The organism is Kitasatospora sp. NPDC032121 (assembly GCF_055580145.1).
Genome location: NZ_JBVILX010000014.1, coordinates 57552 through 83234, shown reverse-complemented (window position 1 = coordinate 83234; position 25683 = coordinate 57552). Strand labels below are relative to the sequence as shown.

Here is a 25683-nt window from a genome sequence, read left to right as displayed (position 1 = left end):
CCAGGCCCGCGGCGCCGAGGGGTGGGAGGGGTCCCTCCCCCCCCCCCCCCCCCCCCCCCCACCCCACCCCCCCCCCTCCCCCCCCCCCCCCCCCCCCGGCCGCGTTTCCATCCCCTTCGGCCCCCACCCCCCTTCGGCCCCCACCCCCCTTCGACCTCATGGCGCATGCCCACTGTCGGCGTTTGCACTTATCGCGCGTCTGCAACTATTGTTTAAGCACGCAAGGCGCTAGCTCAAGCAATCACAGAAGGGTTCGGGCCCATGCCTCTCGCTCTCATCGCCCTGGCCATCGGCGCATTCGGGATCGGGACCACCGAGTTCGTGATCATGGGTCTCCTGCCCCAGATCGCCGGCGACTACGGCGTCTCCATCCCCGACGCGGGCCTGCTGGTCACCGGCTACGCCCTCGGCGTGGTCATCGGCGCCCCGCTGATGACCGCCCTCGGCACCCGGATCAGCCGCAAGACCATGCTCATGCTGCTGATGGGCCTGTTCGTCGCCGGGAACCTGCTCTCGGCATTCGCCCCGTCCTTCCCCGTGATGCTGGCCGGTCGCATCGTGACCTCGCTGGCCCACGGCGCCTTCTTCGGCATCGGCTCCGTGGTCGCCGCCGACCTGGTCGCCCCGCAGAAGAAGGCCGGCGCCATCGCCACCATGTTCACCGGGCTGACCATCGCCAACATCGTCGGTGTGCCGCTGGGCACCTTCATCGGCCAGGCGGTCGGCTGGCGCACCACCTTCGCCGGCGTCGCCGCGCTCGGCGTGATCGGCCTGCTCGGCATCGCCAAGCTCGTGCCCGCCATGCCCCGCCCCGAGGGCGCCCACCTGCGCCGGGAGCTCACCGCGTTCCGCAACCCCCAGGTGCTGCTCGCCATGGCGATGACCGTGCTCGGCTTCGGCGGGGTCTTCGCCGCGATCACCTACATCGCCCCGATGATGACCAACGTCGCCGGCTACGCCGACGGCTCCGTCACCTGGCTGCTGGTGCTGTTCGGCGTCGGCATGTTCCTCGGCAACCTGCTGGGCGGGCGCTACGCCGACCGCAAGCTGATGCCGATGCTCTACACCACCCTCGGCGGCCTCGCCGTGGTGCTGGCGCTGTTCACCCTCACCGCCCACAACAAGATCCTCGCCGCCGTCACCGTCCTGCTCGTCGGAGCCCTCGGCTTCGCCACCGTCCCCCCGCTCCAGAAGCGGGTCCTGGACCAGGCCCACGGCGCCCCCACCCTGGCCTCCGCCGTCAACATCGGCGCCTTCAACCTCGGCAACGCGCTGGCCGCCTGGCTCGGCGGCATGGTGATCGCCGCCGGCCTCGGCTACACCGCCCCGAACTGGGTCGGCGCCGTCCTCGCCGCCGCGGCCCTGCTGCTGGCCTTCTGGTCCGCCGCCCTGGAGCGCCGCGACCGCACCCGTGAGGCCGTCACCACGAGCGCGGCTCCCCGCCACGCCGCCCTGCGCCACTGACCATCGATCCGACCGGAACCCACCCCACCACCGGGAGAAGCACCACCATGAGCACCACCACCGCCGTCGCCCCGCTGACCACCGCCGACGCCGAGCTCCTCGTCGAGACCGCCCGCAGCGCCGCCGAGGCCGCGGGCGTGCCGGTCAGCGTCACCGTCCTGGACGCGGGCGGCCACCTGCTCGCCTTCCGCCGCGACGACCGCGCCGTGCTGATCTCCGGCGAGACCAGCACCCGCAAGGCCTACACCGCCCTGCAGCTGAACGCCCCGACCGCCGACCTGGTCGACCTGGTCAAGCCCGACGGGCCGTTCCACTCCCTGCCCACCGCCCTGGACCGCCCGCTGCTGTTCATCGCCGGCGGCATCCCGGTCCACCGCGACGGCCGGCTGATCGGCGCCATCGGCGTCGGCGGCGGCGCCCCGGAGCAGGACCACTCCTTCGCCACCGCCGCCCTCGACCGGCTCGCCCGGTGAGCACCGCCCCCCGCAGCCCCCGGGAGGTCTTCGCCGACCACGGCGAACGCCTGGGCACCGGCGACCTCGACCTGACCAGCGCCCGGACCGTCCCCCACACCCTCACCGACCGCACCGCCTGAAGGAGACAGAGCATGACCCCCAACGTCCCCGCCGTGAAGCTGAACAACGGCGTCGAGATCCCCCAGCTCGGCTTCGGCGTCTTCCAGGTCCCCGACGAGCAGACCACCGCCGCCGTCGCCTCCGCCCTGGAGGCCGGCTACCGCAGCATCGACACCGCCGCCGTCTACGGCAACGAGACCGGCGTCGGCCGCGCCCTGGCCGCCTCCGGCGTGGCCCGCGAGGACCTGTTCGTCACCACCAAGCTGTGGAACGCCGACCAGGGCTACGACGCCACCCTGCGCGCCTTCGACGCCAGCCTCGACAAGCTCGGCCTGGACCACGTCGACCTCTACCTGATCCACTGGCCCACCCCGGCCCGCGACCTCTACCTCGACTCCTGGCGCGCCATCGAGCGCCTCGACGAGGAGGGCCGCATCCGCGCCGCCGGCGTGTCCAACTTCCAGCCCGCCCACCTCCAGCGCCTGCTGGACAACAGCTCGCTGGTGCCCGCCGTCAACCAGGTCGAGCTGCACCCCGGCCTCCAGCAGGCCGAGCTGCGCGCCTTCCACGCCCGGCACGGCATCGCCACCGAGGCCTGGAGCCCGCTCGCCCAGGGCGCCGTCCTGGACGACCCGGCGATCACCGCCATCGCCGAGCGCACCGGCAAGTCCGCCGCCCAGGTCGTCCTGCGCTGGCACCTGCAGCTCGGCAACATCGTCATCCCCAAGTCGGTCACCCCGGCCCGCATCCGGCAGAACCTCGACGTCTTCGGCTTCGAGCTGACCGAGCAGGACATGACGGCGATCGCCGCCACCGACCGCGGCCTGCGCACCGGCCCGCACCCGGACCAGTTCAACGCGAGCTGACCCGCCCCACCACTCCCGTCCCGGGCGGTCGCACCGCCGCCCGGGACGGGTTTTTTGCAAGGACTCGCCATGGCACTGCCCCACCCCGCACCAGCCCACCCCGCACTCGCCCGGCTGGCCCCCGCCGACGGCCGGCTGACCATCGGCCTGGAACTGCCCCTGGACAACGACTGGGGCCAGGACCGCGGCCGGGCCGACCGCGAGGCCGGCCGCCCCTTCGGCGTCCCCGACCTCACCGAGCACGCCCGCCTCGCCCGGCTCGCCGACCGCCTGGGCTTCGCCGCCCTGTGGGTGCGCGACGTCCCGCTCCACGACCCCGTCCAGTTCGGCGACGCCGGCAGCGTCTTCGAGACCTTCACCCACCTGGGCCACCTCGCCGCCCTCACCCGGGACACGGTCCTCGCCACCGGCGCGATCGTCCTGCCGCTGCGCGAACCGCTGCTGGTCGCCAAGGCCGCCGCCACCGTCGACGTGCTCTCCGGCGGCCGCCTGCTGCTCGGCCTGGCCAGCGGCGACCGCCCCGTGGAGTACCCGCTGTTCGACCGCGACTTCCACGATCGCCGAGCACGCCGACGCCTCCCTCAACTACCCGCGCGACCCGGGCGCGCTGCGCCTGCGGATGCGTCAGTGGCGCGACCTCGCCGGCGACAAGCCCTACCTGACGCCGATGGTGCTCACCCTCGCCGAGGACCCAGCCACCGCGCCGCGCGCCATCCGGCTCGGCCTCAGCACCGGGCGCACCGCCCTGATCGAGCACCTGGAGCTGATGTCCGAGCTCGGCGTCGCCCACGTCTCCTTCAACCTGCGCCCCAACGACCGCCCCGTGGACGAGCTGCTGCAGGAGCTCGCCGAGGAGGTCCTGCCCCGTTTCGCCGCCCCCGCCACCACGGTCCCAGCCGGGCAGCGCGGCTGAGCCGGGGAACGGCCCCGGGCACTCACCCGGGGCCCGTAGGGGCGACTACCCGCCGGTAGCGGTGGCGGGGCCCGGCGGCCGGGAACCCCGCGCCGATCGGCGCACCGCCGCGCAGGAGACCCGGGAGCCGTCCATGCCGCCGTCCGCCCGCTCGGCCCCGAACGGCCCGCCGGGCGCCGCGGGCCCGCGGCGCCGGGGCGAGTGGTGCGCGCGCCACTCGCTTATCGTCGTCGTGCCGTGGCTCGTCGCGCCGACGGGCGTCCAGGCCGCCGACCGGACAGCCGGCGGCTCCTCCTCGGACGACTTCTCGCTGCCCGGCACCCCGGCGCAGCAGGGCCGGGACGTCCTGCGGGCGCACGAGCCGGGTGCTGCCGCACATCGACACCGAGGGCACGAACGCCCGGTACTCCTAGAACTCCGGGTGGCGCAGGGCGACGGCGGCGCGGACGGTGTCGGCCTGGTGGGCGGCCTGGCGGGCGACGGGCAGCCAGACGGGCTGGAAGCGCTGCTGGTACTGGGCGCACCAGTCCCGCAGGAGGTGGTCGAGGCGGGCGGCCTCGCGGGCGGCGGGGGCGCCGGCCGGACGGATGGCGCGGCGCAGCAGGGCGGCGGCGCGCACGGGGATGCGGTGGGCCCAGAGGTCGATGCCGGCGAGGCGGGCGCGGGTGAGCGGGGTGTGCGGGAGGTCGTGTCCGTGGGCGTCGGGGTCCCATTGGTCGGCGAGTTGGTGCAGGGCGGTGAGCGGGGTGCGGGCGGCGCGCAGCAGCGGGGTGTCGGGGTGGCGCAGGTGGGGCGTGGCGGCGTCGAGGAGTGCGGTGAGGAGCGTGCCGCGGTGGCGCAGGCGGTAGGCGTGGGTGCGCAGGTGCCGGCGGACGGCGTCGGCGGGGCGGGTGTCGCCGAGGTGGGCGCTGGTGAAGGCGGGGACTTCGACGAGGACGGTCTGGCCGCCGTGGCGCTGGGGGGCGAACCAGGTGCCGGCCTGGCCGCCGCCGGTGTCCTGGTGGGGGGTGAGCATGCCGGTGGCGGTCTCCTGGTGGTCGATGTGGTGGGGGGTCATCAGGTAGACGCCGGGGCCTGATTCGTGCAGGTGGAAGGTGTCGAAGTTGCCGGTCTCGACGGGGATGCCGTGGGTGGCGGCGGAGCGGGCGAAGGGGCGGGCCAGGGGGGCGGGGTCGATGGTGGCCTGGAGGAAGGTGCCGCCGACGTCGGTGCTGTGGAGGGAGAACTGGAGGGTGGGGCGCAGTTCGTCGATGAGGTCGAGGAGGGCGCGGCTCTCGGGGAGGTCGGCGCCGATGGCGGGGGCCCATTCGGGCTGGTCCTCGGCGGCGGGGCGGTAGTAGTGGGCGAAGTAGGCGGGCAGGGTGCGGGCGGTGCGGCTGCCGTCGGCGAGGTGGGCGCCGTCGGGGTCGAGGCAGAGCAGGAAGTGCCAGGCGAGGTCGGGGCGTCGGGTGGTGAGGGCGTGGTGGGCGAGGTCGGTGACGGCGGCGCGGGAGGCGAACTCGTCGGCGTGGGCGCCGGCGACGACGAGGAGGTTGTGGGGGGCGTCGCGGCCGACGGTGAGCAGGGTGAGGGGGCGTCCGGCGCGGGAGATGCCGACGGTGCGCACCCGGCACAGGTCGGGCCGCTGGGCGGCCAACCGGTGGGCGGTGGCGGTGAGTTCGTCGAGGCTGGGGTAGTGGTCGTGGAGGCGGGCGGCCCGGTCGGCGGGTGTCGTCGTGTCGGTCATCTTCGGTGTCCTCCCCTGGTGGTCGTGGCAGTAGTTGTACCTGCAGCGGGAGGGGGCCGGGCCCGCCCGGGCGCGGGGGCTCGGACGGGCCCGGGACCCGTTGTGTGTACGAGACCGGGGTGGACGCGGCCGTGGTGTCCGATGGCGGGTCGATGACCGGCCATCGGCTCCGAGATGTACAGACAACTTGACGCCAGTCGATCAAGATGTCGACGCATCGACGCGGCGCGGTGCGGGCACCCCTGGCGAACAGCGCGGTCACACCGCCCGCCGCCCGCGTGCGAACGGCGCTGCGGGGTAGCCGAACCGGCATGCTGACACTCGGAGTCGAGGAAGAGTACCTGCTGGTCGACCCGCGCGACGGTACACCGCTCCCCCGCGCCGCCGAGGTCCTGGGCACCGCCTCGCTGGCGCCCGCGCTGCGCCCGGCGGAGGCGCAGCACGAGCTGCTCCAGGTCCAGGTGGAGAGCGCGACCCCGGTCTGCGAGGACCTCGCCGAGGTGGGCCGCCACCTCGCGCGGGTACGGGCCGCGCTGAACGCGGCCGCGGCCCAGCACGGCTGCCGGGTCGTCCCGGTGGGCTCCGCCCCGTTCGGGCCGCCCGGCTCGGCGGTGCCGGTCACCGACGACGCGCGCTACCGACGGGCCCGGCGCCAGGCGCCCGTGCTGGTCGACGACCTGATGCTGAACGGCATGCACGTCCACGTCGGCGTGCCCGACGAGGAGGAGCGCCTGGGCGCCCTGGTACGGCTTCGGCCCTGGCTGCCCGTGCTGATAGCACTGAGCGCCAACTCGCCCTACTGGCGGGGTCGCGACACCCGGTTCGCCAGCTGGCGCACGGTCCACTTCGACCAGTGGGCCGTCAGCGGCCCGCCACCCGCCTTCCGCGACGGTGCCGACTACCGGCGGCGGGTGGCGGCGCTGCGCACCGCCGAGGTCATCGCCGACGAGGGGCAGCTGTACTGGCACGCCCGGCTGTCCGGGCGCTATCCGACGGTGGAGGTGCGGGCGCTGGACGTCCAGCTGACGGTCGCCGACGCCGAGCTGTTCGCCGGCCTCGCCCGGGGCCTGGTCGCCACCGCCGTCCTGGAGGAGCGGTCCGGACATCCGCGCCCGGACGTCCCCGAGGAGCTGCTGCGCGCCGCCACCTGGCACGCCGCCCGCACCGGTACCCACGGCCGGCTGGTCTCCCCCGTCGACGGTGTCGCCCGCCCGGCCGAGGCCGTGGTCGAGGAGCTGCGCGCCCACGCCGCGCCCGGCCTGGAGGCGGCCGGCGACGCCGGGCGGGTGGCCGGGCTGTGGTGGGGCTTCGACCGCCGGGGCAGCGGCGCGCAACGCCAGCGCCGCTGGTTCCGCGAGCACGGCCGGCCGGGCCTGGCCGAGCACCTGATGGGTTCCACCGTCACGCGCACGCCGTAGCCGGGCGCCCGGCCCCTGACGCGTCCGGCTGCCCGGACGCGTCAGGGGTCAGCCGTTCCCGTTCCGTCGCCGCCGCCGTGCCCGTTGCGCTCGTCGGGGCCTGCTCACTCGCCTCGCTGGTGCCCGCGGCGGACCGGCCCGATCCACCGGGTGTCGCGCCGCGGGCCCCGGGCAGACGCGCGGCGTGAATCCCATCGAGCGGGGCCTGCGGGCCGTGGACCGCTTCCAGCAGCGCCACCGGGCCCCCGGCCTGGTGATCGGCGTCGTGCGCAAGTACGGCGACGACCGGGGCGGGCTGCTGTCCGCCCTGATCACCTACTACGGCTTCGTCGCCCTGATCCCGCTGCTGCTCCTGCTCAGCACCGTCCTCGGTTTCGTCCTGCACGGCCACCCCGGGGCGCAGCACGCCGTGCTGGACTCGGCGCTCGCCGACTTCCCGATCATCGGCGACCAGCTGCGCCAGAACGTCCACTCGCTGCAGGGCAGCGTCCTGGCGGTGCTGATCGGCGTGCTCGGGCTGCTGTACGGCGCGCTGGGCATCGCGCAGGTGCTGCAGCACGCCATGGCCGAGGTGTGGAACGTGCCGGGGGTGAAGCGGCCCGGTTACTGGCCGCGGCTGGCGCGCAGTCTGCTGCTGTTCGCGGTCCTGGGCAGCGGGCTGGTGCTGGGCACCGCCGCGGCTTCGCTGGTCGGCGGCACGCTGGCCGGGTCGGCCGCCCGGGTCGGGGGGCTGGTCGTCTCGGCGCTGGTGAACGCCGCGCTGTGCCTGGCCTGCTTCCGGGTGCTCACCCCGCGCGAGGTGCCGCTGCGGTCGCTGTGGCCGGGCTGCGCGCTCGCCGGGCCGCTGTTCACCGTCCTGCAGGCGACCGGCTCGCTGCTGGTCGCCCACGAGCTGCGGCACGCGGGCCAGGTCTACGGGTTCTTCGCGACGGTGATCGGGCTGCTGTTCTGGCTGTACCTGGCCGCGCAGGTCACGGTGTACGCGGCCGAGACCAACGTGGTGCTGGTGCGGCGGCTGTGGCCGCGCAGCCTGCTGCAGCCGCCGCTGACGGAGGCCGACGTGGCGGTGCTGTCCTCGGTCGCCCGGCAGGAGGAGCGCCGGCCCGAGCAGCGGGTCGACGTCTCCTTCCACGACGGGCCGGGGCCGCAGGTCGCCGACCGGGACGGCGAGGGGGGCGCCGGGGGTGGCGCGGACGACGGCCCCGACGACGGCGTTCGCTCCGGTTCGTCCTGATCCGCCTGCGCCGCTGCGCGCCGACCGGTGGTGTCCGCGCGGTCGAAGGCCGGCGGAGCGGCCGGCGGGGAACCGGGACGGCCCCGGTCAGGCGCCGGGCGGACCGGGGCGGGCGGGCGGTTCCGGCGCGGACGGCGGCACGTCGGCGACGGCCCCGGAGTCCGGGCGGGACCCGGGGGCCGGGGCCACGGGCAGCCGGGGCAGGGCGTACGGGTGGTGGTCGCGCAGGTAGCCGATGAGGTGCTCGCGCAGCTGGCAGCGGAGCTCGAACGCGTCGGCGCCGTCCGCTGCCGTGGCCAGCACCCGGACCACCATGGTGGTGGGGGTGGTGTCGACCACCTGGAGGGCGCTGCCCTCACCGTCCCACAGCTCGTTCCCGGCCAGGAAGGAGTCGAACTCCTTGCGCAGCAGCGCGACCGGGGCGTGGTGGTCGAGGTGGAGCAGCGCGGTGCCGGTGATCCGGCTGGAGCGGCGGGACCAGTTCTCGAACGGGCGGCCGACGAAGTACGACATGGGCATCACCAGGCGCCGCTGGTCCCAGGTGGCGATCACCACGGCGGTCAGGGTGATCTCCTCCACCGTGCCCCACTCGCCGCCCACCACGACCACGTCCCCGATCCGGGCGAGGTCGCCGAAGGCCATCTGGACGCCGGCGAAGACGTTGGCCAGGGTGCTCTGGGCCGCGACGCCCGCCACCACGCCGACCAGCCCGGCGGAGGCGAGCAGGCTGGTGCCGATGCCGCGCACGGCCGGGAAGGTCATCAGGACCGCGCCCAGCGTCACCACGGCGACGATCGCCTGGCCGATCCGGCCGAGCAGGTCGGCCTGGGTGCGGGCGCGCCCGGCCCAGACCGGGTCGCGGCGGTGCACGGCGAGGCGCAGGGTGCTGTCCACGACCAGCGCCACCACCCGGGCGCACAGCCAGCCTCCGGCGGCGATGGCGAGGATCACCATCAGGTGGCGCAGCCCCTCACGGGCGTCCGGCGGGGCGGCTATCCAGGGCAGCGAGCCGAGCAGGAGCAGGCCGGCTGTCAGCGCCAGCAGCGGGAGCCGGCAGCGGCGTACCAGCAGGGGTATGCCGGCGGTGCCCGAGCGGACGGCCAGGTACCGGATCGCGAGCTGGGCGATCCGGTCCAGGCCGTACGCGAAGAGCACCGCCGTGGCGCTCGCGAGCACCAGGCGTAGCAGGCTCCACCACATCTGCCGTTCTTCCCTTCTCCCGGGTGCTGCCGGTGGCGCCGGGTGCGGCGCCGCCGGTCGCCTGCTCGCTTTTCCCGGCGGGGCGAGGCCATTCCTGCCCGGTGGTTGGCGGGGCGGCATGGATGCGGCGGTCCGGGGCAGCCGGTCAGCGCGCGTCCGCGCCGGGCCGGGCACCTCGCCGGCCCGTACCACGGAAGGGAGAAGCGTATGAGCGGCGACGACGGCGTCTGGGAGTTCCGGGACGCCTGCGGCCACAGCGCCGGGACCGACCTGGTCGGGTTCCACGTGGAGGCGGAGGACGGTCCCATCGGCAGGGTGGACAAGCTGTCCGAGGAGGTGGGGGCGCAGTACCTGGTCGTCGACACCGGCCCCTGGATCTTCGGGAAGCGGGTGCTGCTGCCGGCCGTCACCGTCACCCGCATCGAGCTCGCGGAGCGGAAGGTGTACGTGGACCGGACCAAGCAGGAGATCAAGGACGGCCCCGGTCTCGGCGCCGACGCGCCGGAGGCGGAGCCCGGGTTCCGGGACCGGTACGCGCTGTACTACGGCCCGTACTACAGCGGCCGCATTCTCTGAGCGTCCGCGCCGGCCTGCCGCCGTCCCGTCCGGGGCGGCGGCAGGCCGGCGCGAGGGGCCCCCGCGTGAGGGCGCGGGCCGGTGTGAGGGGGCGGCGTGAGGGCGCGGGGCGGCGTGGGGGCGCGGGCCGGCCGCGGTTCAGCCGCGGGCCAGCCGGTGCGCGTCGAACTCGGCCCAGATCGCCTTGCCCTGGCCGTGCGGCTCGGCGCCCCAGCGGTCGGCGGTGCGCTCCACGATGAACAGGCCGTGGCCGCCGGGCAGGGCCGGCTCGTGCGGCAGGCGCAGCACGGGCAGGGCCGGGCTGCGGTCGCTGACCTCCACCCGCAGGCGCTGCCCGGTGGCGTCCAGGACCAGCTCCAGCGGGCCGCCGCCGTGCAGCATGGCGTTGGCCACCAGCTCGGCGACCAGCAGCACGACGTCCGCGCCGACGCCGTCGTGGGTGCCGGGCGCGCCGGCGGGGGCGTACCAGTCGCCGACGGCCTCGGCGGTGAAGGCGCGGGCCCGGGCGACGGGCTTGGGGAGCCCGGCCAGGGGCAGCCGCCTGCGCTGGCCGCCGGGCGGCAGCGCCGGGCCCGACCGGGGCGCGTCGCCGTCCAGGGTTCCCCGGCTCATCGTCATGTGAGGGCGCCCTTTCGGATCGACGGCGGTTCGCATGGTCGGTTTCCCGGCGCTTTCGGGATTATGCCTGCGCCGGCACCGGGTGCGCGGCGTGCCGGGGCGCCGTGTCCTGCGGAGCGTGGACCGGCTCAGGCCGCCAGGGCCTCCTCGGCGGAGGCGTGGATGGAGAACACCGCGCGGGTGCCGGTCAGTTCGAGGACCCGCATGACGGTGGGCGGCACCGCGGCCAGGTGCAGGTCCACGCCCTCCTCCGCCGCCGCGAGGCGGGTCTTGAGCAGGAGGTTGAGGCCGGAGGAGTCGCAGAAGCCGACCTCGGCGAGGTCGATCACCACGGCGCCGGGCCGCTGCGCGACCAGGGCGGCGAGGGTGTCGGCGGCGGGGGCGAGCGTCTCGATGTCGAGGTCGCCGGCCAGGGCGCAGACCACCGCGCCGAGGGCCGCGGGGCGGGTGCGTACCGCCAGTTCCCCACGGTACGGGGAGGCCGCCGGCGCGAGGTCCCGCCGTTCGTCGTCGGATGGCATCATCGTCGTCCCCTCCATGTCCGTGCCCTCCGACCTTACGTAGGCGGCCTCCCGTGGCCAAGCGGGGGGTCGGCCCCGGTGCGATGGCTCAGTCCTCCTCCAGCCCTTCGCGCAGGCGCCGCAGGGTGCGGGCGAGGAGGCGGGAGACGTGCATCTGGGACAGCCCGAGGCGGGCGCCGATCTGCGACTGCGTCAGGTCCTCGCAGAAGCGCATCGACAGGATCAACCGCTCGCGTTCGGACAGGGCGCCGACCAGTGGCTTGAGCGCGACGAGGTCCTCGACCCGGGAGAGGTCCGGGTCCTCCTCGCCGATGCGCTCGCCCAGGCTGCCGGGGCGGTCGTCGTCCTCGGTGCCGGTGTCCAGGGAGCCGGCGGTGTGCCCGTTCGCGGCGGTCAGGCCCTCGATCACCTCGTCCTCGGCGAGCTGGAGGTGGGCGGCGAGTTCGGCCACCGTGGGGGCCCGGTCCAGCTCCTGCGCCAGGCGCTCCTGGGCCTTGGCCAGGACGATCCGCAGCTCCTGGAGGCGGCGGGGCACGTGGACGGCCCAGGTGGTGTCGCGGAAGTGCCGGCGGATCTCGCCGAGCACGGTGGGCAGGGCGAAGGTGGTGAACTCGACGCCGAGTTCGGGGTCGAAGCGGTCGATGGCCTTGATCAGGCCGACGGCGCCGACCTGCAGCAGGTCCTCCTGCGGCTCGCGGTGGGCGTTGAAGCGGCGGATCGCGAACCGGACCAGGGACAGGTTCATCTCCACCAGGGTGGCCCGCACGTACGAGTACTCCCGGGTGCCCTCCTCCAGGACGGCGAGGCGGCGCAGCAGCACTCGGGTGAGTTCGCGGGCGTCGGCCGGCGGGACCTCCCGCGGGTCCTCGGCCGCGGCGAGTTCGGGTGGCAGCAGGTCGCGCAGCGCCGACGCGGCGGGGGCGGCCGTGCGGGAGGGGTCCTTCGTCGGCGAAGCGGCGGAGGCGGTCAGTTCACCAGTGGTCGTGACCATCGGAGTCCTTCCTCGTGTCGGCACGGTCGAACGCCCCGGATACCCCGCCTCGGCCGATCGATGCAGTGGCCGCGCGTGGAGGTTTCGTGAATCCCGGCCGGGTGTCCGGGCCGCGGCCGTCCGCCGGCGCGGGGACGGCCGCGGCCCGGCTCGGCCGGGTCGGGGGCGCAGGTGCCGCTTCGGAGGGGTCAACTCCTAAGGGGCCGTGGGGCGGTGGAGTCGGCGGGCGGCGGTGCGGATGGCGAGGGTGTACGGGGCGTCGAGGGCGCGGGTGGGGGCGTCGAGGTCGTCGAAGGACACCAGGGCGCGGTGGGTGTCGTCGGTGGTCTGGGTCCAGGCCGTCCAGGCGTTGTGGACGTCCTCGTCGGTGACCTGCTCGCCCTTGGCCTGGAGCAGCACGGCGTAGATGCGGAAGAGGTCGTCGGAGCCCTCGGGAGGTCTGGCCTCCGTGGGCAGGCAGGAGCGGATCAGGTCGGCGATGGGGTCGAGGTGGCTCATACGGCCAGTGTGCCGGTGACGAGCGTGCCGGTGAGCAGGATCAGGTGGGCCAGCGCGAATATCACGGGCACGAGCCGTTCGGTGGTGCCGAGTTCGGTGTAGTGCCGGTGGCGCCGGCCGGTCGCGGCGCTGTTCCTGAGGACGTCCCACTCCTCGGTGTAGATCCGCGCGGGCAGCTTCTCCTCCAGGGTGTTGATGACCCGGAACTTGGCGCCGTTGAGGTCCCGGTAGCTGCGCAGCTGCATCCACCAGGCGCCGGAGAGGGTGATGCCGGCCAGCGCGACGGCCGTCGCCACCCACCACGGGGACTCCGACAACTTCGGTATGCCGAAGCCGATCAGGGTGACCAGCGCGGTCTGCACGGACAGGAAGAAGGTGTTGGCGCTGCCCCGGCGGGCGGAGATCCGGTCGGCCATCTCCACGGCGAGCAGGTACAGTTCCAGCGTTTCGGACCGGCCGTTCGGCTCCTGCGGCTTGGTCATCGCGCGGCCCCCTCGGGCGGGTGGTGTGCCGGCTTCGCCCGCGGCCCGGGCTCGGCCCGATGTGTCCATCCTTCCCTGCGGGTCGGCCCGTCAGTGCTGCGCGCCGACGGCGGCGGCCACCGTGGCCGGGGTGGCCGCGGTGGCGGTGCCGGTCGGCAGGGCGCGCAGGGCCGCCTCGGCCTGCGCCTCGCCCTCCCCGTACTGGTGGGCGCGGGCCTCGCGCAGCGCGGCGCCGAGGTGGCGGGCGGCCTGTTCCGGGTGGCCGGTGGCGGCCAGGGCGCGGCCGTAGAGGGTCTGCAGGACCACCCGGCGGGTGACCGGGAAGGGCGGTTCGGCGACGGCCAGGCCGCGGGCGGCGTGGTGGGCGGCCTCCTCGGCGGCCCCGCCGGCCAGGCACTCGTGGGCGAGGTGCTGGCGGGCGAGGGCCACCAGGTCGGCGCGGTCGGCCCGTTCGGCCAGGGACAGGGCCTTCAGGAGCAGGCCGCCGACCCGGGCGCGGCCGGCCCGGTCGCCGTGGCGGGCGAGGGCGACGGCGAGGTTGACCAGGGCGACGGCCCTGGCGGTGCCGTCGCCGGCCCGGTCGGCGAGGTCGGGGGCGCGTTCCAGGTGGACGAGGGCCTCCCCGGGGCGGTCCTCCTCCAGCAGCACCCAGCCCAGCAGGGCCCGGGCGCGGGACTGGGCGCCGGGGTCGCGGTCGGCCTCGGCGGCGGCCAGGCCGTGTTCGAGCAACGGCACCCAGCCGTCCCTGACCTGCCAGACGATCAGCGGCCACTGGAGCAGTACCAGGCGCCAGGCCCGGTCGTGCAGTCCGGCGGCGACCGCCGCCTCGACCGCGCCGCGCAGGGTGTCGCGTTCGGCGGCGTACCAGGCGAGCGCGCTCGCCCGGTCGGGGAAGGGGCGGACCTCGGCGGGGCGGCGGGTGCCGGGCGGCAGGGTGCAGCACGGCTCGCTGCCGGGTTCGGCGGCGGCGCAGGCGGTGAGCAGGGTGTTGAGCAGGTGGTCGAGCAGGCGGGGCAGCACCTGGGTGTCGGTGTCGCCGGGCAGGCTGCGGGCGTAGAGGCGGACGAGGTCGTGCAGGGTGTAGGCGTCCCGGCCGATCTGGACGATCAGGTGGGCGGTGGCCAGTTGGGCCAGGGCGTCGGCGGCCTCCTCGGGGCGGCAGCCGGCCAGGGCGGCGGCGGTGCGGCTGTCGAGGGTGGTGCCGGTGTGGGCGCCCAGGCGGCGGAACGTCCGGCGGGCGGGGTCGCTCAGGTGCTGGACGGTCAGGGCGAGGGCGGCGGCGACGCTGGTGTCCTCGACGTCCAGGAGGTCCAGGCGGTCCTGCTCGTCGGCGAGTTCGTCGGCGAGGGCGGCGAGTGTGCGGGCCGGGCCGGTGGCGAGGCGGGCGGCGGCCAGCCGCAGGGCCAGCGGCAGGCCGTCGCACAGGCCGGCCAGCCGGGCGGCGGCCTCGGGTTCGGCGGCGACCGGGTCGGGGCCGAGGGTGGCGGCGAGCAGGGAGACGGCCTGCGGGGAGGACAGTTCGGCCAGCGGCACCGGGCGGGCGGCGTCGGAGGCGACCAGGCCGCCGAGCCGGTCGCGGCTGGTGACCAGGGTGACGCAGTCGTCGCCGTCGGGCAGCAGCGGGCGGACCTGCTCGGAGCGGCGGGCGTTGTCCAGGACGATGAGCATCCGGCGGGTGGCCGTCAGTTCCCGGTAGCGGGCGGCCATCGCCTCGGGGGTGGCGGGCATCCGCTCGGCGGGCAGGCCGAGGGCGAGCAGCAGTTCGCGCAGTACGGCGGCGGTGTCGCGCTCCGGCAGCGTGCTGTGGCCGCACAGGTCGACGAAGAGCCGGCCGTCGGGGAAGTCCCGGTGGCGGTGGTGCGCCCAGTACAGGGCGAGGGCGGTCTTGCCGACGCCGGCGCCGCCGGTGAGCACGGCGACGGCGCCGGGGGCGGCGGTGGCCCGGTCGACGGCGGCCAGTTCGTCCTCCCGGCCGGCGAAGCCGCGCGGGCGGCGGGGGAAGGGCCAGGGCGCCGGGGCGGGCGTGGGCTCGGGCACGGGGATGAGGACGGGGACCGGGACCTGGACGGCGACGGGGGCGGGGGCGGCTTCGGGGGCCGGGTCGGGGGCCGGTACGGGCGGGCTCGGCGGGGCGTCGGTGCGCAGCAGCCGGTCGTAGGCGTCGGTGAGTGCGGGCCCGGGGTCCATGCCGAGTTCCTCGGCCAGGGCGCGGCGGGTGCGGTGGAACCAGTCCTGGGCCTCCGAGCGGCGCCCCGCGCGGCCGAGCGCGTGCATGAGTTCGGCGACCAGCGGTTCGCGCAGCGGGTTGGCGGTGGCCTCGGTGCGCAGCAGGTGCGCGGCGGCGCCGTGGTCGCCGAGCCGGCCGTGGGCGCGGGCCAGTTCCTCGACGGCGGCCAGCCGCAGGTCCTCCAGGGCCTGGGCGGCGCACTGCAGTGGCAGGCCGGGGGTGGTGCCGGAGAGGGCGGGGCCCCGCCACAGGGCGAGGGCCTCGCGCAGGTCGGCGGCGGCGCGGCCGGCGTCGTCCAGGGTGCGGGCGCGGGCCACCAGCTGTTCGAACCGTACGGTGTCCACCGCGTGGTCGGGTGCCCGCAGCAGGTAGGCGCCGTTGTCGGTGACGAGTTCGATGCCGGCGGCGGGGGCGTCGTGGGTGGTGAGCAGGGCGCGCAGTCCGGAGACGTGGTTGTGGATGACGGTGCGTGAGTGCCGGGGCGGCGCCTCGTCCGCCCAGAGGGCCTCGGTGAGCCGTTCGACGGTGACCGGCGCTCCGGGGTTCAGCAGCAGCATGGCCAGCAGGCTGCGGCGTTTGGCCGATCCGGCCGGAAGCTCCCGGCCGTCCTCGGCCACCACGGCCACCGAGCCCAGCAGTCGGAACTCCACGCACCACCCCTTAGATGTATATGACAATCATATGACGGCAGGCGATCTGCCGATCGCGGAGCGTCGCCCCCCGGTCCACGTGCGGCGGGGCGGCGGGCTCCCGGCGGCGGGACCGGAGCCGGGCCCGCCGCGTCGGGGAACTACCAGGTGACGGCGTCGTCCATGGACTGCTGCCAGTAGGTGACCTTGAGCGAGTCGTCGATGTGGAGACCCTCGGCGGGCAGCGCGGGGTTGCTTCCCGCGCCGACGCGGAGCTTGCGCGGTGATCCGTCCCGGGCGCCACGGTCTACGGCCGATCAGGGACGCTGGGACACCGGGACGGGCTCTGAGCTGGGGGAATGCCGGAGCCCTGGAACGCGTGGATGGGACGTGGGGAGCGGGCGGCGGTGAACACGGGCTGAGCCGGGCGGTGGAAGGGGCGTCCGGGGTGGGGCCCGACCGGTACTCGGCCCCGGCCGGATCCATGGCGCGGGGCCGGTGGCCGTAAGATCCCCGACAGCACCGGGCCCGTCAGGCCTCAGCACACGTCTCCGCAGCTCACGCGGGTGCGTGTGATCGCCGGGGCACCCGGCGGCCAGGACAATGGTGCGGACAGTTCCCCGGAAGTACAGAGAAAGCGAAACCTCACCATGGATCTCGGCGTGCGCTGGAAGCTGCACGGTGACGGGCGCACGCCCGCACCGGGGGCGGTGGTCCGTCCCGACGAACGGCTCTCCTGGCCCCGCACGGTAGGGCTCGGCGCCCAGCACGTGGTGGCGATGTTCGGGGCGAGCTTCGTGGCGCCCGTGCTGATGGGGCTCGACCCGAACCTCGCGATCATGATGTCCGGCGTGGCGACCGTGATCTTCCTGCTGGCCACCAAGGGCCGGGTGCCCAGCTACCTGGGCTGCTCGCTGTCCTTCGTGGGCGTGGCCGCGGTGATCCGGGCGCAGGGCGGCACCAGCGCGACGGTGACCGGCGCGGTGTTCGTGGTGGGCGTGGTGCTGTTCCTGGTGGGGGTGGCGGTCCAGAAGTTCGGGGCGCGCATCATCCACGCCGCGATGCCGCCGATCGTCACCGGCGCGGTGGTCATGCTGATCGGCTTCAACCTCGCCCCGGTGACCGCCTCGGTGTACTGGCCGCAGGACCAGTGGACGGCGCTGCTGGTGATGCTGTTCACCGGTCTGGCCGTGGTGTGCCTGCGCGGCTTCTGGTCGCGGGTGGCGATCTTCCTGGGGCTGCTGTTCGGCTACGGGATCTCCTGGCTGTTCGACCAGGTCTTCGGGAAGATCCACTCGGTGAACGGCGCCGGGCAGATGACCGACCACTGGCGCCTGGACCTGTCGGGCGTCGGCAAGGCGGACTGGATCGGCCTGCCGACCTTCCACGGCCCGTCGTTCCAGTGGTCGGCGATCCTGGTGGCGCTGCCCGTGGTGATCGCGCTGGTCGCGGAGAACGCCGGGCACGTCAAGGCGGTCGGCGAGATGACCGGCACGAACCTGGACGACAAGCTGGGCACCGCGATCTCCGCGGACGGCATCGGCTCCATGCTCTCCACCGCGGTCGGCGGCCCGCCGAACACCACGTACTCGGAGAACATCGGCGTCATGGCCGCCACCCGGGTCTACTCCACCGCCGCGTACTGGTGCGCGGCCGGCTTCGCGCTGCTGTTCGGCCTGTGCCCGAAGTTCGGCGCCATCGTGGCCGCGATCCCCGGCGGGGTCCTCGGCGGCATCACCGTCATCCTGTACGGCATGATCGGCCTGCTCGGCGCGCAGATCTGGACCAGGGCCCAGGTGGACCTGCGCAACCCGCTGAACCTGGTGCCGGCCGCGGCGGGCATCATCATCGGCATCGGCAACGTGACGCTGAAGTTCACCGACACCTTCAGCCTCAGCGGCATCGCGCTCGGCACGCTGGTCGTCATCACCGGCTACCACGTGCTGCGGGCGCTGGCCCCGGCGCACCTCAAGACGCAGGAGCCGCTGCTGGACGAGGGCACCTCCTCGTACGACGAGCAGAGCCGCCCCGGCGCGTAACCGGGAGCAGGGAGCACGGCGCGACGGCCGGCGGAAGTGTCCGAAAAGGATCTTCCGCCGGCCGTTTCGTCTGGCCGGACGGGCCGGCGCGGTGGTCGAATCACTGCCCGTCCGCACCGGCCACTCATCCACCTTGGAGAGGCATGTCCCCTCTGTCCCACCGCCGCAAGGCCGCCACAGCGGCCGTCGCCCTCGCCACCCTCGCCATCACCTGCGCCGGGGTGACGCCCTCCAGCGCGGCCGGCCAGGTCCTGTGGACGCCGAACACCAGCACCGGCCCGTCCTCCTTCAAGGCCGTCCAGTGCGCGGCCGGCAACTTCGGCGTCGTCAAGGACTCCGTCAAGGGCAACGTGTGGCGGGCCTTCCAGGCCGCCGGGGAGGAGCGCTGCGAGACGCTCAGCCCCGACCTGAAGGAGGGCGACACCTTCTACCTGGGCTGGTCGTCCAAGGTGGACATCAAGGACACCGAGAGCCGGTACGTCTTCCAACTGAAGTGCTCGCCGAGCACCGACACGGCCAACCACCCGATCGAGATCGACATCGTCAACGGCCGCGTCCGCCTCCAGGAGTGGGACACCGCCCACGTGGCGCACTCGCTGTGGACCGCGCAGACGGCCAACAACACCTGGCACTCGTACGCGCTGAAGATCCACCTGGGCCGCACGGACGGCACCATCGACTTCTGGTTCGACGGGGTCAAGCAGACCTTCACGACCGGCTCCGGCACCTTCAAGGGCACCACCTGGGACGGCGACCGCAACTACCTCAAGTGGGGCTCCTACCACCCCGCCACGGGCGACGCCACGAACACCTTCACCAGCCCGGTGATGGCGACGACCCTGGAGGCGGCCACCGCCGGCTCCTGACCCCCCGCCGAATCCACCCCCAGGCCCGGACCACCCCAACGTGCGGTCCGGGCCTCTCGGTTCATCCGCGCACCGGGCGGCCGGGCGCGGGCGGCGGTAACCGGACAGCCTGCGGCGGACCGGCGGGCCGCTATGAGCCGCCGGACCGTGGCCCGTCACACCGGGCACGGCGGGTACCTTCCGAGTACGGCCGTGCACCCGGAGGGACCCAGGATGACGCAGTGGACCGACTACACCACAGGCGAGCGGATCAAGCTTCTGCGCGGCCCGGACATGACCCAGGAACAACTCGCCGAGGCCTCGGAGCTCTCGGTGGCGACGATCCGCAAGGCGGAGCGCGATCTCGGTGGGAGCCTCCAGACGCTGCTTCGGATCTCGGCCGCGCTGAACACGGACGTTTCGGTGATCCTCGGCCAGCAGGCACCCCGCCGCGCGATGCGTGGTACCGACCGGGCCATGGTGCGTGGCCTGTCCCGCGCCGTCCACGACACCGCCGCCGGGGTCGGTGTCGACGTGCAACCGCCGTCTCCGGCCGAGTTGGTCGCCGGACTCACCGCCGCGTGGGAGGCCTACCGCGCCGGCGACTTCGTCGGCGCGGGCGTGCGCGTCGCCCCGGCTCTGCGCGAAGCCGCAGCCGCCCTGCGGGCCGCGGCAACCGACCGGCAGGGCACGGCGGCCGGCATCCTCGCGGACGCGTACCGGCTCGCCGCCTACGTGGCGAACCAGTTCGGCGCCCGCGACCTCGCGTACGCCGGTATCGGCCACGCTCAGCATCAGGCCCACCAGTCCGGGGACACCGTCCGTTCGGCCATGGTCGCGTCGGGCCGGTCGTGGATCTACCTGCGGGACGCCCGGCTCGACCAGGCCGAGCAGACCGCACGGTTGTCCTACGAGGGGATCGAGCCCCGGTACGGGGACCGTGATCTCGGCCTGCTCGCCACGTACGGATGGCACGTGACCTTCGCCGCCGTCGTCGCGGCACGGCAGGGGAACGTGGCCGAGGCGGACGATCTGCTGTCGCAGGGGCACGCCGTCGCCGCTCGGATGGGCCGGGACGTCACGGTGAACGGTACGGCGTTCGGGCCTGCCACGGTCACCGCACAGGCGATCGGCATCACCGTGTCGACCGGGCGCCCCGGCAAAGCCCTCAGTCTGTTCGCGTCGATCGGCGACACCTCCGGCCTCACCCCATCCGCGCGCAACCGGATGCTGCTGGACGTTGCCCTCGCCCAGGCGGAGACCCGGCAGTCGGACACGGCTCTGGACACCCTGCTGGACGTGTGCTCGGCCGCCCCCGAGTGGGCCCGGCACCAGGCTCTTCCGGGAGTGATCGCGCAGAAGGCAAGTGCCGGCAGCGCGACCACAACCAAGCTTCGGAAGCTCTCCGGCATCCTCGGGACATCCACGGTCATCAGCTGACGAGTGATACGGGGCGTATCACTTCCGCCCGGTAGGACTTCGGGAAGTGATACACCCCGACCGTTCACCGACAGTGCGCGCACGGTCACAGTGGATCCCACGCTGACGCGCCCTCACCAAGTGGTGCGTCAGCCACAGATGCCCCCACGGCGGCCGACACCATCCGCTCCCGAACGCAGTGCCGGCAACCGCACCATCCGACCTGAGGGGAAGCGACACCATGTCCATCCTGACCGATCGACTGCCCACGCTGAACATCGACGTGGACGCGGAGCCGGCCGGCCCGCTCGCCACCCGGCCGTTCGGGCTCGACGCCATCATCAACCCGGCGACCGTCGCGCCCCTGCCGCCCGTCGGTGTCGACCCCGCCACGCAGCTGTCGCTGATCGACGGCCGCACGGCGCTCGACCTGCCCACCATGAACGGCTCGGGCTGTCAGACCGAGTCCGACGGACAGACCGTGATCAGCGTCGACTACGACCAGAACGACGACTGATGCCCGACGGCACCGGGAGCACGCGGGGTACCTCTCCCCGCGTGCTCGTCATCACCCACGACCTCGACCCGACCGCCGACTACGTCCTGCGTGAACTCAATGCCCGAGGCGTCCCGTTCTGGCGCACCGACGTCGCCGACTTCCCGCAGCGCATGACCATGACGGCCGAGCTGGGGCCGGACGGTCAGTGGAGCGGCACCCTGGACGGCGCCCTGCGGGGCGTCGACCTGTCCGAACTCGCGTCCGTGTGGTGGCGCAAGCCCACCACCTTCCGGTTCGCCGACGGCATGTCCGGCCCCGAGCAGAGGTTCGCCGCGTCACAGGCCAAGCGAGCGTTCGCCGGCGTACTCGGCTCGCTGCCCGGCGTGCTGTGGGTCAACCGCCCCGAGCGCAACGCCGACTGCACGAAGCCCGCACAACTGGCTGCCGCTGCCGGGGCCCGGCTGGCCGTGCCCGCAACGCTGATCACCAACTCCCCCGGGGCGGTGCGCGAGTTCGCCGAGCGGTGCGGCGGCCGGGTCGTCACGAAAGTGCTCGGCGGGATCGTCCACACCGAGAACGGGCAGCGGGGCCAGATGTACACCACCCGTGTCCCCGCAGACCGATGGGACGATCCGCGTGCGGCACTGACCGCGCACCTGTACCAGCAGGAGATCACCGACAAGGCGTACGAGATCCGCGTGACCTGCGTCGCCGGTGAGCTGTTCCCCGTACGGATCGACGCCCCGGACGGCCCCGGACGGCTGGACTGGCGCACCGATTCGAAGAACCTCACCTACATCCCGGAACGGCTCCCCGCGTCGATTCGCACGGGCATCCTGGACATGCTGCGGCAGCTCGGACTCGTCTTCGCCGCCGTGGACTTGATCGTGGACCGGTCCGGGACGCACTGGCTGGTCGACGTGAACCCGGGCGGGCAGTGGGCCTGGATCGACACCACCCGCAACGCCGTCACCCACGCGATCGCCGACCTCCTCCAGAAGGGCACCACGTGACCGACACCGCCGAGCCGACCGCCGAGAGCCTGCGCCACGCCATGGTCGACGCCCTCACCGCCGACGGTTCACTGACCGATCCGGGCTGGCAGCGCGCGTTCCGGGACGTGCCCAGGCACCTGTTCGTACCGTACTTCTACCGGCAGGGCGCCGAGGGGAGTCAGCAGCGAGTCGGTGGTGACGATCCCGGGCACGCTGCCGAGTGGCTGAAGGCCGTGTACGAGAACCGGGCGCTGGTCACTCACCTGATCGGCGGGAACGCCGCGTCGTCGTCCAGCCAGCCGTCCCTGATGGCGGTGATGCTCGAAGCGCTCGGCGCGCAGGCGGACATCCGGGTGAAGGAGATCGGTACGGGGGCCGGCTACAACGCCGCGCTGCTCTCCCATCGCTACGGCGACGACCAGGTGGTGACCGTCGACGTCGACCGGGACATCACCGACACGGCACGGCGCCGCCTCGGCCGCGCCGGCTACCGGCCGACCGTGATCACCGGCGACGGCGCCGCCGCCCACCTGCCCGCCGAGCCGGGGCGATCGGAACCGCGCCGCTACGGCGCGATCATCGCCACGTGCGGGCTCACCCGCATCCCGCTCGCGTGGCTGCCCGAACTGGCCCCCGGCGGAGTGATCGTCGCGCCCGTCGGATACGGCATCGCGCGCGTCCACCGGACCGGCGAAGCCGAGGCCGGCGGGCGGTTCCTCACCACTCCTGCCTACTTCATGCCCCTGCGGGTGGCCGGAGACAGCGGGGTCATCCGTCGGCCGCAGCTCTCCAACGGCGACCGTCGGCCGTCCACCATCGGCGCCGACGCCCTGGTGGACGAGGACTTCCGCTTCCTGGTCAGCGTCGCCATGCCGCCGCTCGGCTGGCAGTACGACCTCGGCGACGACGGGACGCCGGCCGGCGCCCGGGTGTGGACGTCGGACGGCTCGATCGCCGAACTGCGGCCGGACGGCACCGTGACCGAGGCCGGCCCACGCCCGCTGTGGTCCGAACTCGAATCGGCGCACCGCGTCTACCGGGCCCACGACCGGCCGGCCCGCGACCGGTACGGCATCACCGTCACGGGGACCGGACAGCGGGTGTGGCTCGACAGTCCGGACGGGCCGTCATGGACAGTGGGCAGCAGGTGAGAAGGAACAGGCGGCAGGCCCGGACCGCGGGGGGTGCGGTCCGGGCCTGCGCTTCAGGTGGCTGAGGTGGCCGGTCGGGTCCTCCGACGGGTCAGCAGTACTTGAAGGAGCTGATCTTGTCGTTGATCCACGACGGGAGCGAGGGCCACTGCTCGTGGGGGCCGACCTTGAACTCCAGGCCCCCGTAGTTGTTGTGCTCGTAGAAGCAGACGTGGCTCCCGGTGTTGTTCACCACGGACGAGGTGATGTCCTGCATCCCCTGCCAGAAGGCGCCTTCCGGCTTCAGCTTGCCCATGTCGCTGATGTTCTGATCCGAGGCGAACGACCCGAACTTCTGGTAGGGCTCGCCGCGGACGAACCCGCCCTCGGACCACAGGCAGACGTAGTTGGCGGGGCAGGCTCCGGCGCCGTGACCGATGGTGAGGATCGTGTTGGCGCTGGCGGAGCCCGCCACGGTCACGACAAGCCCGACGGCGGTGGCGGCGGCCAGGCCGAGCCTGGTCAGGTTCTTGGAGAGCTTCATGACGATCGGTTCCGTTCGGGAATCAGGTGGAGGACGGGGTCAGCAGTACTTGAAGGAGCTGATCTTGTCGTTGATCCACGACGGCAGGGACGGCCACTGCTCCCCGGGACCGATCTTGAACTCCAGGCCCCCGTAGTTGTTGTGCTCGTAGAAGCAGACGTGGCTCCCGGTGTTGTTCACCACGGACGAGGTGATGTCCTGCATGCCCTTGTCCGTGCTGGCGACGCGCTGGAGCTTGCCCATGTCGCCGATGTTCTGGTTCGAGGCGAAGGCACCGAACTTGGCATCGTTGTAGAACGTGCCCTCGATGAAGTTGCCCTCCGACCACAGGCAGATGTAACCGCTGGGGCACGATCCGGCCCCGTGGCCGATGTTGTAGATGTTGGTGGCGCTAGCGGAGGTCGCGGTGGTCACGATCAGACCGGCAGCGGCGGCGGCGATCAGGCCGAGCTTGGACAGGTTCCTGGAAAGCTTCATGACGATCGGTTCCGTTCAGGTTCAGGTGGAGGGGAAGGGCAGGTTCAGCAGAACTTGAACGAGCTGATCCTGTCGTTGATCCACGACGGGACCGAGGCCCACTGCTCGTGGGGGCCGACCTTGAACTCCAGGCCGCCGTAGTTGTTGTGCTCGTAGAAGCAGATGTGGCTCCCGGTGTTGTTCACGACCGAGGAGGCCTCGTCCTGCATGCCCTTCCAGCGGGTTTCCTGGGCCACGAACTTGATGACCCCCATGTCCGGGATGTTCTGGTTCGCGCCGATGGCCCCGTAGTCGACCCCGCCCTTCGGGTTCCCCACGATGAAGTTGTTCTCGCTCCACAGGCACACCCAGTTGGCGGGGCACTTGCCGGCGCCGGTCTGGATCGTGGTGAGGACATCGGCGCTCGCGCTCGTCGTCGTGGCGGCGAGCACCCCGGCCACCGTGGCGGCACCCATCGCGAGCCGCATCGCCGTTCGCCGCAGGTTCATCCTGATCTCCTCTGTATCTCTGCATGCCCAGGGGGGTGCTCCGACACATCGCTTGCGGAGCGACACCACTGTGACGGCGAGGGCACTGAGGAGGCATCAGTCATCCGACTGCATGTGAATCCGACGCCGACGGCCCCATACTGCCGTGTGACTTAGTGATCCGTTCCGAGGGCCGACATACCGCTCGCCATCGGCGTCAACCGCGATCGTGTCCGGGCTCCTCAGCCTGCTCCCGGGCCGCCATCACGTCTTCGCTGTGCTCGAAGGCCCAGGCACCGAATGCCTCGATCGGCCCCAGCAGCGTTCGCCCCAACTCAGTGAGGGTGTACTCCACGCGCGGCGGCGACCCGGCGTACGCGCGGCGCTTCACCAACCCGTTGAACTGGAGCCGACGCAGCGTCTCCGTAAGGACTTTGGGGCTGATCCCGCCGATCCGTTCGCGCAGTTCACCGGGTCTCGCGGGACCGTCGCGCAGCGTCCACACCACCACCGCGTTCCAGGTGTTGGCCAGCAGATCGAAAGCGAGGCGGGCGCGGCAGTCGGCTACAAAGCCCTGATCAGTGGTCACTTACCAGATGGTGCCCGAGCGGCTTCCTAGTGTCGTCCCGAATCCGACTTACCGGATCACCACGAGGAGGCTGAACTGATGAGGATCGGGATTGCCGGTACGGGCAACATGGCGCGGGTGCTGGGTACACGGTGGTCGCAGGCCGGGCACGACGTGCTGGTGGGCGGGCGGGACGCCCGCCGCGCCACGGCCCTGGCCGACCGGATCGGCGCTCGGGCGGGGACTCTGCGGGACGCGGCCCAACACGGCCGGGACGCGGTACTGCTGGCCGTGCCGTACTCGGCGGCGATCAGCGTGGTGTCCGGCCTGGCCGACACCCTACGAGGCCGGACGCTGATCGACTGCACCAACCCGCTGACGTCGGGTTTCGTCCTTGAGACCCGGGGCGGGCCCTCGGCGGCCGAGCGCATCGCGGCCGCGGCACCCGGTGCGTCCGTGGTCAAGGCATTCAACCTCTGTCACGAGAGCGTGTGGGGCTTGACCCCGCCGGTCTTCGGCGGACGTCCTCTCGCGGTACCGCTCTGCGGTGACGATGCACCGGCTCTCGAAACGGCACGGCTCCTTGTCCGCGACATCGGCTGCGTGCCGGTCAACGGCGGGGGGCTCGACCGGGCGGGCCTGCTGGAGGCGACGGCCGCGCTCCTGATCGGCCTGTGGGTGGGCGAAGGTGCGGATGCTCAGGCGATCGCGCCGCCGCTGGCGTACGCGGGGGTTGATCCCTCCTGACCTTTGCGCCACATG

General features: G+C 73.5%; 27 protein-coding genes and 2 pseudogenes. 16 read left to right on the top strand and 13 right to left on the bottom strand.

Features of this window, described 5'->3' with window-relative positions; translation table 11 throughout:
- Window positions 1-261: 261 nt before the first annotated feature.
- The 6 genes and pseudogenes from ACZ5OX_RS28285 to ACZ5OX_RS28260 all read left to right on the top strand — a co-directional run bounded on the left by ACZ5OX_RS28285 (window position 262) and on the right by ACZ5OX_RS28260 (window position 3818).
- Window positions 262-1464, top strand: coding sequence for an MFS transporter (locus tag ACZ5OX_RS28285; RefSeq protein WP_465633980.1), 1203 nt, complete (start codon window positions 262-264; stop codon window positions 1462-1464).
- Window positions 1465-1511: 47 nt separating this feature from the next.
- Window positions 1512-1937 carry a GlcG/HbpS family heme-binding protein gene (locus ACZ5OX_RS28280; protein WP_449790259.1) on the top strand — a complete coding sequence of 142 codons (426 nt, stop codon included), beginning with the start codon at window positions 1512-1514 and terminating at the stop codon, window positions 1935-1937.
- Window positions 1934-2059, top strand: a complete 126-nt coding sequence (locus tag ACZ5OX_RS28275) for a hypothetical protein (protein ID WP_465633978.1) — start codon at window positions 1934-1936, stop codon at window positions 2057-2059. Before ACZ5OX_RS28280 ends, ACZ5OX_RS28275 begins: the two co-directional genes overlap by 4 nt.
- Window positions 2060-2071: 12 nt before the next feature.
- Window positions 2072-2905 (top strand): aldo/keto reductase, encoded by an 834-nt coding sequence (locus ACZ5OX_RS28270; protein ID WP_465633976.1) that lies wholly within the window; start codon window positions 2072-2074, stop codon window positions 2903-2905.
- Between the two features lie 69 nt (window positions 2906-2974).
- Window positions 2975-3415, top strand: a pseudogene (locus ACZ5OX_RS28265) (LLM class flavin-dependent oxidoreductase); the annotation flags it as partial.
- Window positions 3416-3524: 109 nt separating this feature from the next.
- A complete protein-coding gene (locus tag ACZ5OX_RS28260) occupies window positions 3525-3818 on the top strand; it encodes a hypothetical protein (RefSeq protein WP_465634199.1) in 294 nt (97 codons plus the stop codon).
- Between the two features lie 409 nt (window positions 3819-4227).
- Here ACZ5OX_RS28260 and ACZ5OX_RS28255 read toward each other — a convergent pair whose 3' ends face one another.
- Window positions 4228-5544: a M14 family zinc carboxypeptidase gene (locus tag ACZ5OX_RS28255; RefSeq protein WP_465633974.1), complete on the bottom strand. Its 1317-nt coding sequence runs from the start codon at window positions 5542-5544 to the stop codon at window positions 4228-4230.
- A 311-nt stretch (window positions 5545-5855) separates the two neighbouring features.
- On the opposite strand from ACZ5OX_RS28255, the gene ACZ5OX_RS28250 reads away from it, so the two are divergent.
- Together ACZ5OX_RS28250 and ACZ5OX_RS28245 are read left to right on the top strand one after the other, a co-directional pair.
- Window positions 5856-6962, top strand: a complete 1107-nt coding sequence (locus ACZ5OX_RS28250) for a carboxylate-amine ligase (RefSeq protein WP_465633972.1) — start codon at window positions 5856-5858, stop codon at window positions 6960-6962.
- 184 nt (window positions 6963-7146) lie between these two features.
- Complete coding sequence (locus ACZ5OX_RS28245; protein WP_465633970.1) at window positions 7147-8196, top strand: YihY/virulence factor BrkB family protein; 1050 nt, start codon at window positions 7147-7149, stop codon at window positions 8194-8196.
- 87 nt (window positions 8197-8283) lie between these two features.
- On the opposite strand, the gene ACZ5OX_RS28240 is transcribed toward ACZ5OX_RS28245, so the two are convergent.
- Window positions 8284-9396 carry a mechanosensitive ion channel family protein gene (locus ACZ5OX_RS28240; RefSeq protein ID WP_465633968.1) on the bottom strand — a complete coding sequence of 371 codons (1113 nt, stop codon included), beginning with the start codon at window positions 9394-9396 and terminating at the stop codon, window positions 8284-8286.
- Window positions 9397-9603: 207 nt separating this feature from the next.
- Between ACZ5OX_RS28240 and ACZ5OX_RS28235 the strand changes: the two genes are divergently transcribed.
- A complete protein-coding gene (locus ACZ5OX_RS28235; protein WP_465633966.1) occupies window positions 9604-9972 on the top strand; it encodes a PRC-barrel domain-containing protein in 369 nt (122 codons plus the stop codon).
- Window positions 9973-10110: 138 nt separating this feature from the next.
- Here the strand turns inward: ACZ5OX_RS28235 and ACZ5OX_RS28230 are convergent, their stop codons facing one another.
- The 7 genes and pseudogenes from ACZ5OX_RS28230 to ACZ5OX_RS28200 form a co-directional block, all read right to left on the bottom strand.
- Entirely contained in the window at window positions 10111-10590 is a 480-nt protein-coding gene (locus tag ACZ5OX_RS28230; protein WP_465633965.1) for an ATP-binding protein, read from the bottom strand.
- Between the two features lie 128 nt (window positions 10591-10718).
- A complete protein-coding gene (locus ACZ5OX_RS28225) occupies window positions 10719-11114 on the bottom strand; it encodes an STAS domain-containing protein (RefSeq protein ID WP_465633964.1) in 396 nt (131 codons plus the stop codon).
- Window positions 11115-11199: 85 nt separating this feature from the next.
- Window positions 11200-12102: a SigB/SigF/SigG family RNA polymerase sigma factor gene (locus ACZ5OX_RS28220; RefSeq protein WP_465633962.1), complete on the bottom strand. Its 903-nt coding sequence runs from the start codon at window positions 12100-12102 to the stop codon at window positions 11200-11202.
- A gap of 195 nt (window positions 12103-12297) precedes the next feature.
- Window positions 12298-12600, bottom strand: a complete 303-nt coding sequence (locus ACZ5OX_RS28215) for a DUF7701 domain-containing protein (protein ID WP_465633961.1) — start codon at window positions 12598-12600, stop codon at window positions 12298-12300.
- The gene (locus ACZ5OX_RS28210; RefSeq protein WP_465633959.1) at window positions 12597-13082 is read right to left on the bottom strand and encodes a RipA family octameric membrane protein; all 486 of its coding nucleotides are present in this window, start codon (window positions 13080-13082) and stop codon (window positions 12597-12599) included. Before ACZ5OX_RS28210 ends, ACZ5OX_RS28215 begins: the two co-directional genes overlap by 4 nt.
- Window positions 13083-13172: 90 nt before the next feature.
- Window positions 13173-15959, bottom strand: coding sequence for an AfsR/SARP family transcriptional regulator (locus ACZ5OX_RS28205; RefSeq protein WP_465633958.1), 2787 nt, complete (start codon window positions 15957-15959; stop codon window positions 13173-13175).
- Window positions 15960-16099: 140 nt separating this feature from the next.
- Window positions 16100-16207, bottom strand: a pseudogene (locus ACZ5OX_RS28200) (DUF4232 domain-containing protein); the annotation flags it as partial.
- Between the two features lie 381 nt (window positions 16208-16588).
- Here ACZ5OX_RS28200 and ACZ5OX_RS28195 point away from each other — a divergent pair.
- The 6 genes from ACZ5OX_RS28195 to ACZ5OX_RS28170 all read left to right on the top strand — a co-directional run bounded on the left by ACZ5OX_RS28195 (window position 16589) and on the right by ACZ5OX_RS28170 (window position 22886).
- Window positions 16589-17977, top strand: a complete 1389-nt coding sequence (locus ACZ5OX_RS28195; RefSeq protein WP_465633957.1) for a uracil-xanthine permease family protein — start codon at window positions 16589-16591, stop codon at window positions 17975-17977.
- A gap of 143 nt (window positions 17978-18120) precedes the next feature.
- Window positions 18121-18843 carry a heparin lyase I family protein gene (locus ACZ5OX_RS28190; protein ID WP_465633955.1) on the top strand — a complete coding sequence of 241 codons (723 nt, stop codon included), beginning with the start codon at window positions 18121-18123 and terminating at the stop codon, window positions 18841-18843.
- Window positions 18844-19056: 213 nt separating this feature from the next.
- Window positions 19057-20262, top strand: coding sequence for a helix-turn-helix domain-containing protein (locus ACZ5OX_RS28185; RefSeq protein WP_465633953.1), 1206 nt, complete (start codon window positions 19057-19059; stop codon window positions 20260-20262).
- A 220-nt stretch (window positions 20263-20482) separates the two neighbouring features.
- Window positions 20483-20758 (top strand): hypothetical protein, encoded by a 276-nt coding sequence (locus tag ACZ5OX_RS28180; RefSeq protein ID WP_465633951.1) that lies wholly within the window; start codon window positions 20483-20485, stop codon window positions 20756-20758.
- A gap of 41 nt (window positions 20759-20799) precedes the next feature.
- Window positions 20800-21753, top strand: a complete 954-nt coding sequence (locus tag ACZ5OX_RS28175) for an MvdC/MvdD family ATP grasp protein (protein WP_465633949.1) — start codon at window positions 20800-20802, stop codon at window positions 21751-21753.
- A complete protein-coding gene (locus ACZ5OX_RS28170; RefSeq protein ID WP_465633947.1) occupies window positions 21750-22886 on the top strand; it encodes a methyltransferase domain-containing protein in 1137 nt (378 codons plus the stop codon). The genes ACZ5OX_RS28175 and ACZ5OX_RS28170 overlap by 4 nt, the downstream gene beginning before the upstream one ends.
- 91 nt (window positions 22887-22977) lie before the next feature.
- Here the strand turns inward: ACZ5OX_RS28170 and ACZ5OX_RS28165 are convergent, their stop codons facing one another.
- The 4 genes from ACZ5OX_RS28165 to ACZ5OX_RS28150 form a co-directional block, all read right to left on the bottom strand.
- Window positions 22978-23409, bottom strand: a complete 432-nt coding sequence (locus tag ACZ5OX_RS28165; RefSeq protein ID WP_465633945.1) for a peptidase inhibitor family I36 protein — start codon at window positions 23407-23409, stop codon at window positions 22978-22980.
- A 39-nt stretch (window positions 23410-23448) separates the two neighbouring features.
- Window positions 23449-23886 (bottom strand): peptidase inhibitor family I36 protein, encoded by a 438-nt coding sequence (locus ACZ5OX_RS28160; protein ID WP_465633944.1) that lies wholly within the window; start codon window positions 23884-23886, stop codon window positions 23449-23451.
- 44 nt (window positions 23887-23930) lie between these two features.
- The gene (locus tag ACZ5OX_RS28155) at window positions 23931-24374 is read right to left on the bottom strand and encodes a peptidase inhibitor family I36 protein (protein WP_465633942.1); all 444 of its coding nucleotides are present in this window, start codon (window positions 24372-24374) and stop codon (window positions 23931-23933) included.
- A 196-nt stretch (window positions 24375-24570) separates the two neighbouring features.
- A complete protein-coding gene (locus ACZ5OX_RS28150) occupies window positions 24571-24942 on the bottom strand; it encodes a winged helix-turn-helix transcriptional regulator (protein WP_465633941.1) in 372 nt (123 codons plus the stop codon).
- 78 nt (window positions 24943-25020) lie between these two features.
- On the opposite strand from ACZ5OX_RS28150, the gene ACZ5OX_RS28145 reads away from it, so the two are divergent.
- Window positions 25021-25668, top strand: coding sequence for an NADPH-dependent F420 reductase (locus tag ACZ5OX_RS28145; RefSeq protein WP_465633940.1), 648 nt, complete (start codon window positions 25021-25023; stop codon window positions 25666-25668).
- The last annotated feature ends 15 nt before the right edge of the window (window positions 25669-25683 follow it).

Bases quoted from the DNA above. Each gene is read 5' to 3' on its own strand.
- ACZ5OX_RS28145 (WP_465633940.1), top strand. From the start codon at position 25,021: ATGAGGATCGGGATTGCCGGTACGGGCAACATGGCGCGGGTGCTGGGT.
- ACZ5OX_RS28195 (WP_465633957.1), top strand. From the start codon at position 16,589: ATGGATCTCGGCGTGCGCTGGAAGCTGCACGGTGACGGGCGCACGCCC.
- ACZ5OX_RS28220 (WP_465633962.1), bottom strand. From the start codon at position 12,102: ATGGTCACGACCACTGGTGAACTGACCGCCTCCGCCGCTTCGCCGACG.
- ACZ5OX_RS28185 (WP_465633953.1), top strand. From the start codon at position 19,057: ATGACGCAGTGGACCGACTACACCACAGGCGAGCGGATCAAGCTTCTG.
- ACZ5OX_RS28285 (WP_465633980.1), top strand. From the start codon at position 262: ATGCCTCTCGCTCTCATCGCCCTGGCCATCGGCGCATTCGGGATCGGG.
- ACZ5OX_RS28280 (WP_449790259.1), top strand. From the start codon at position 1,512: ATGAGCACCACCACCGCCGTCGCCCCGCTGACCACCGCCGACGCCGAG.
- ACZ5OX_RS28255 (WP_465633974.1), bottom strand. From the start codon at position 5,544: ATGACCGACACGACGACACCCGCCGACCGGGCCGCCCGCCTCCACGAC.
- ACZ5OX_RS28190 (WP_465633955.1), top strand. From the start codon at position 18,121: ATGTCCCCTCTGTCCCACCGCCGCAAGGCCGCCACAGCGGCCGTCGCC.
- ACZ5OX_RS28225 (WP_465633964.1), bottom strand. From the start codon at position 11,114: ATGATGCCATCCGACGACGAACGGCGGGACCTCGCGCCGGCGGCCTCC.
- ACZ5OX_RS28230 (WP_465633965.1), bottom strand. From the start codon at position 10,590: ATGACGATGAGCCGGGGAACCCTGGACGGCGACGCGCCCCGGTCGGGC.
- ACZ5OX_RS28240 (WP_465633968.1), bottom strand. From the start codon at position 9,396: ATGTGGTGGAGCCTGCTACGCCTGGTGCTCGCGAGCGCCACGGCGGTG.
- ACZ5OX_RS28270 (WP_465633976.1), top strand. From the start codon at position 2,072: ATGACCCCCAACGTCCCCGCCGTGAAGCTGAACAACGGCGTCGAGATC.
- ACZ5OX_RS28210 (WP_465633959.1), bottom strand. From the start codon at position 13,082: ATGACCAAGCCGCAGGAGCCGAACGGCCGGTCCGAAACGCTGGAACTG.
- ACZ5OX_RS28260 (WP_465634199.1), top strand. From the start codon at position 3,525: ATGCGTCAGTGGCGCGACCTCGCCGGCGACAAGCCCTACCTGACGCCG.
- ACZ5OX_RS28180 (WP_465633951.1), top strand. From the start codon at position 20,483: ATGTCCATCCTGACCGATCGACTGCCCACGCTGAACATCGACGTGGAC.
- ACZ5OX_RS28160 (WP_465633944.1), bottom strand. From the start codon at position 23,886: ATGAAGCTTTCCAGGAACCTGTCCAAGCTCGGCCTGATCGCCGCCGCC.
- ACZ5OX_RS28250 (WP_465633972.1), top strand. From the start codon at position 5,856: ATGCTGACACTCGGAGTCGAGGAAGAGTACCTGCTGGTCGACCCGCGC.
- ACZ5OX_RS28215 (WP_465633961.1), bottom strand. From the start codon at position 12,600: ATGAGCCACCTCGACCCCATCGCCGACCTGATCCGCTCCTGCCTGCCC.
- ACZ5OX_RS28235 (WP_465633966.1), top strand. From the start codon at position 9,604: ATGAGCGGCGACGACGGCGTCTGGGAGTTCCGGGACGCCTGCGGCCAC.
- ACZ5OX_RS28165 (WP_465633945.1), bottom strand. From the start codon at position 23,409: ATGAAGCTCTCCAAGAACCTGACCAGGCTCGGCCTGGCCGCCGCCACC.
- ACZ5OX_RS28155 (WP_465633942.1), bottom strand. From the start codon at position 24,374: ATGAACCTGCGGCGAACGGCGATGCGGCTCGCGATGGGTGCCGCCACG.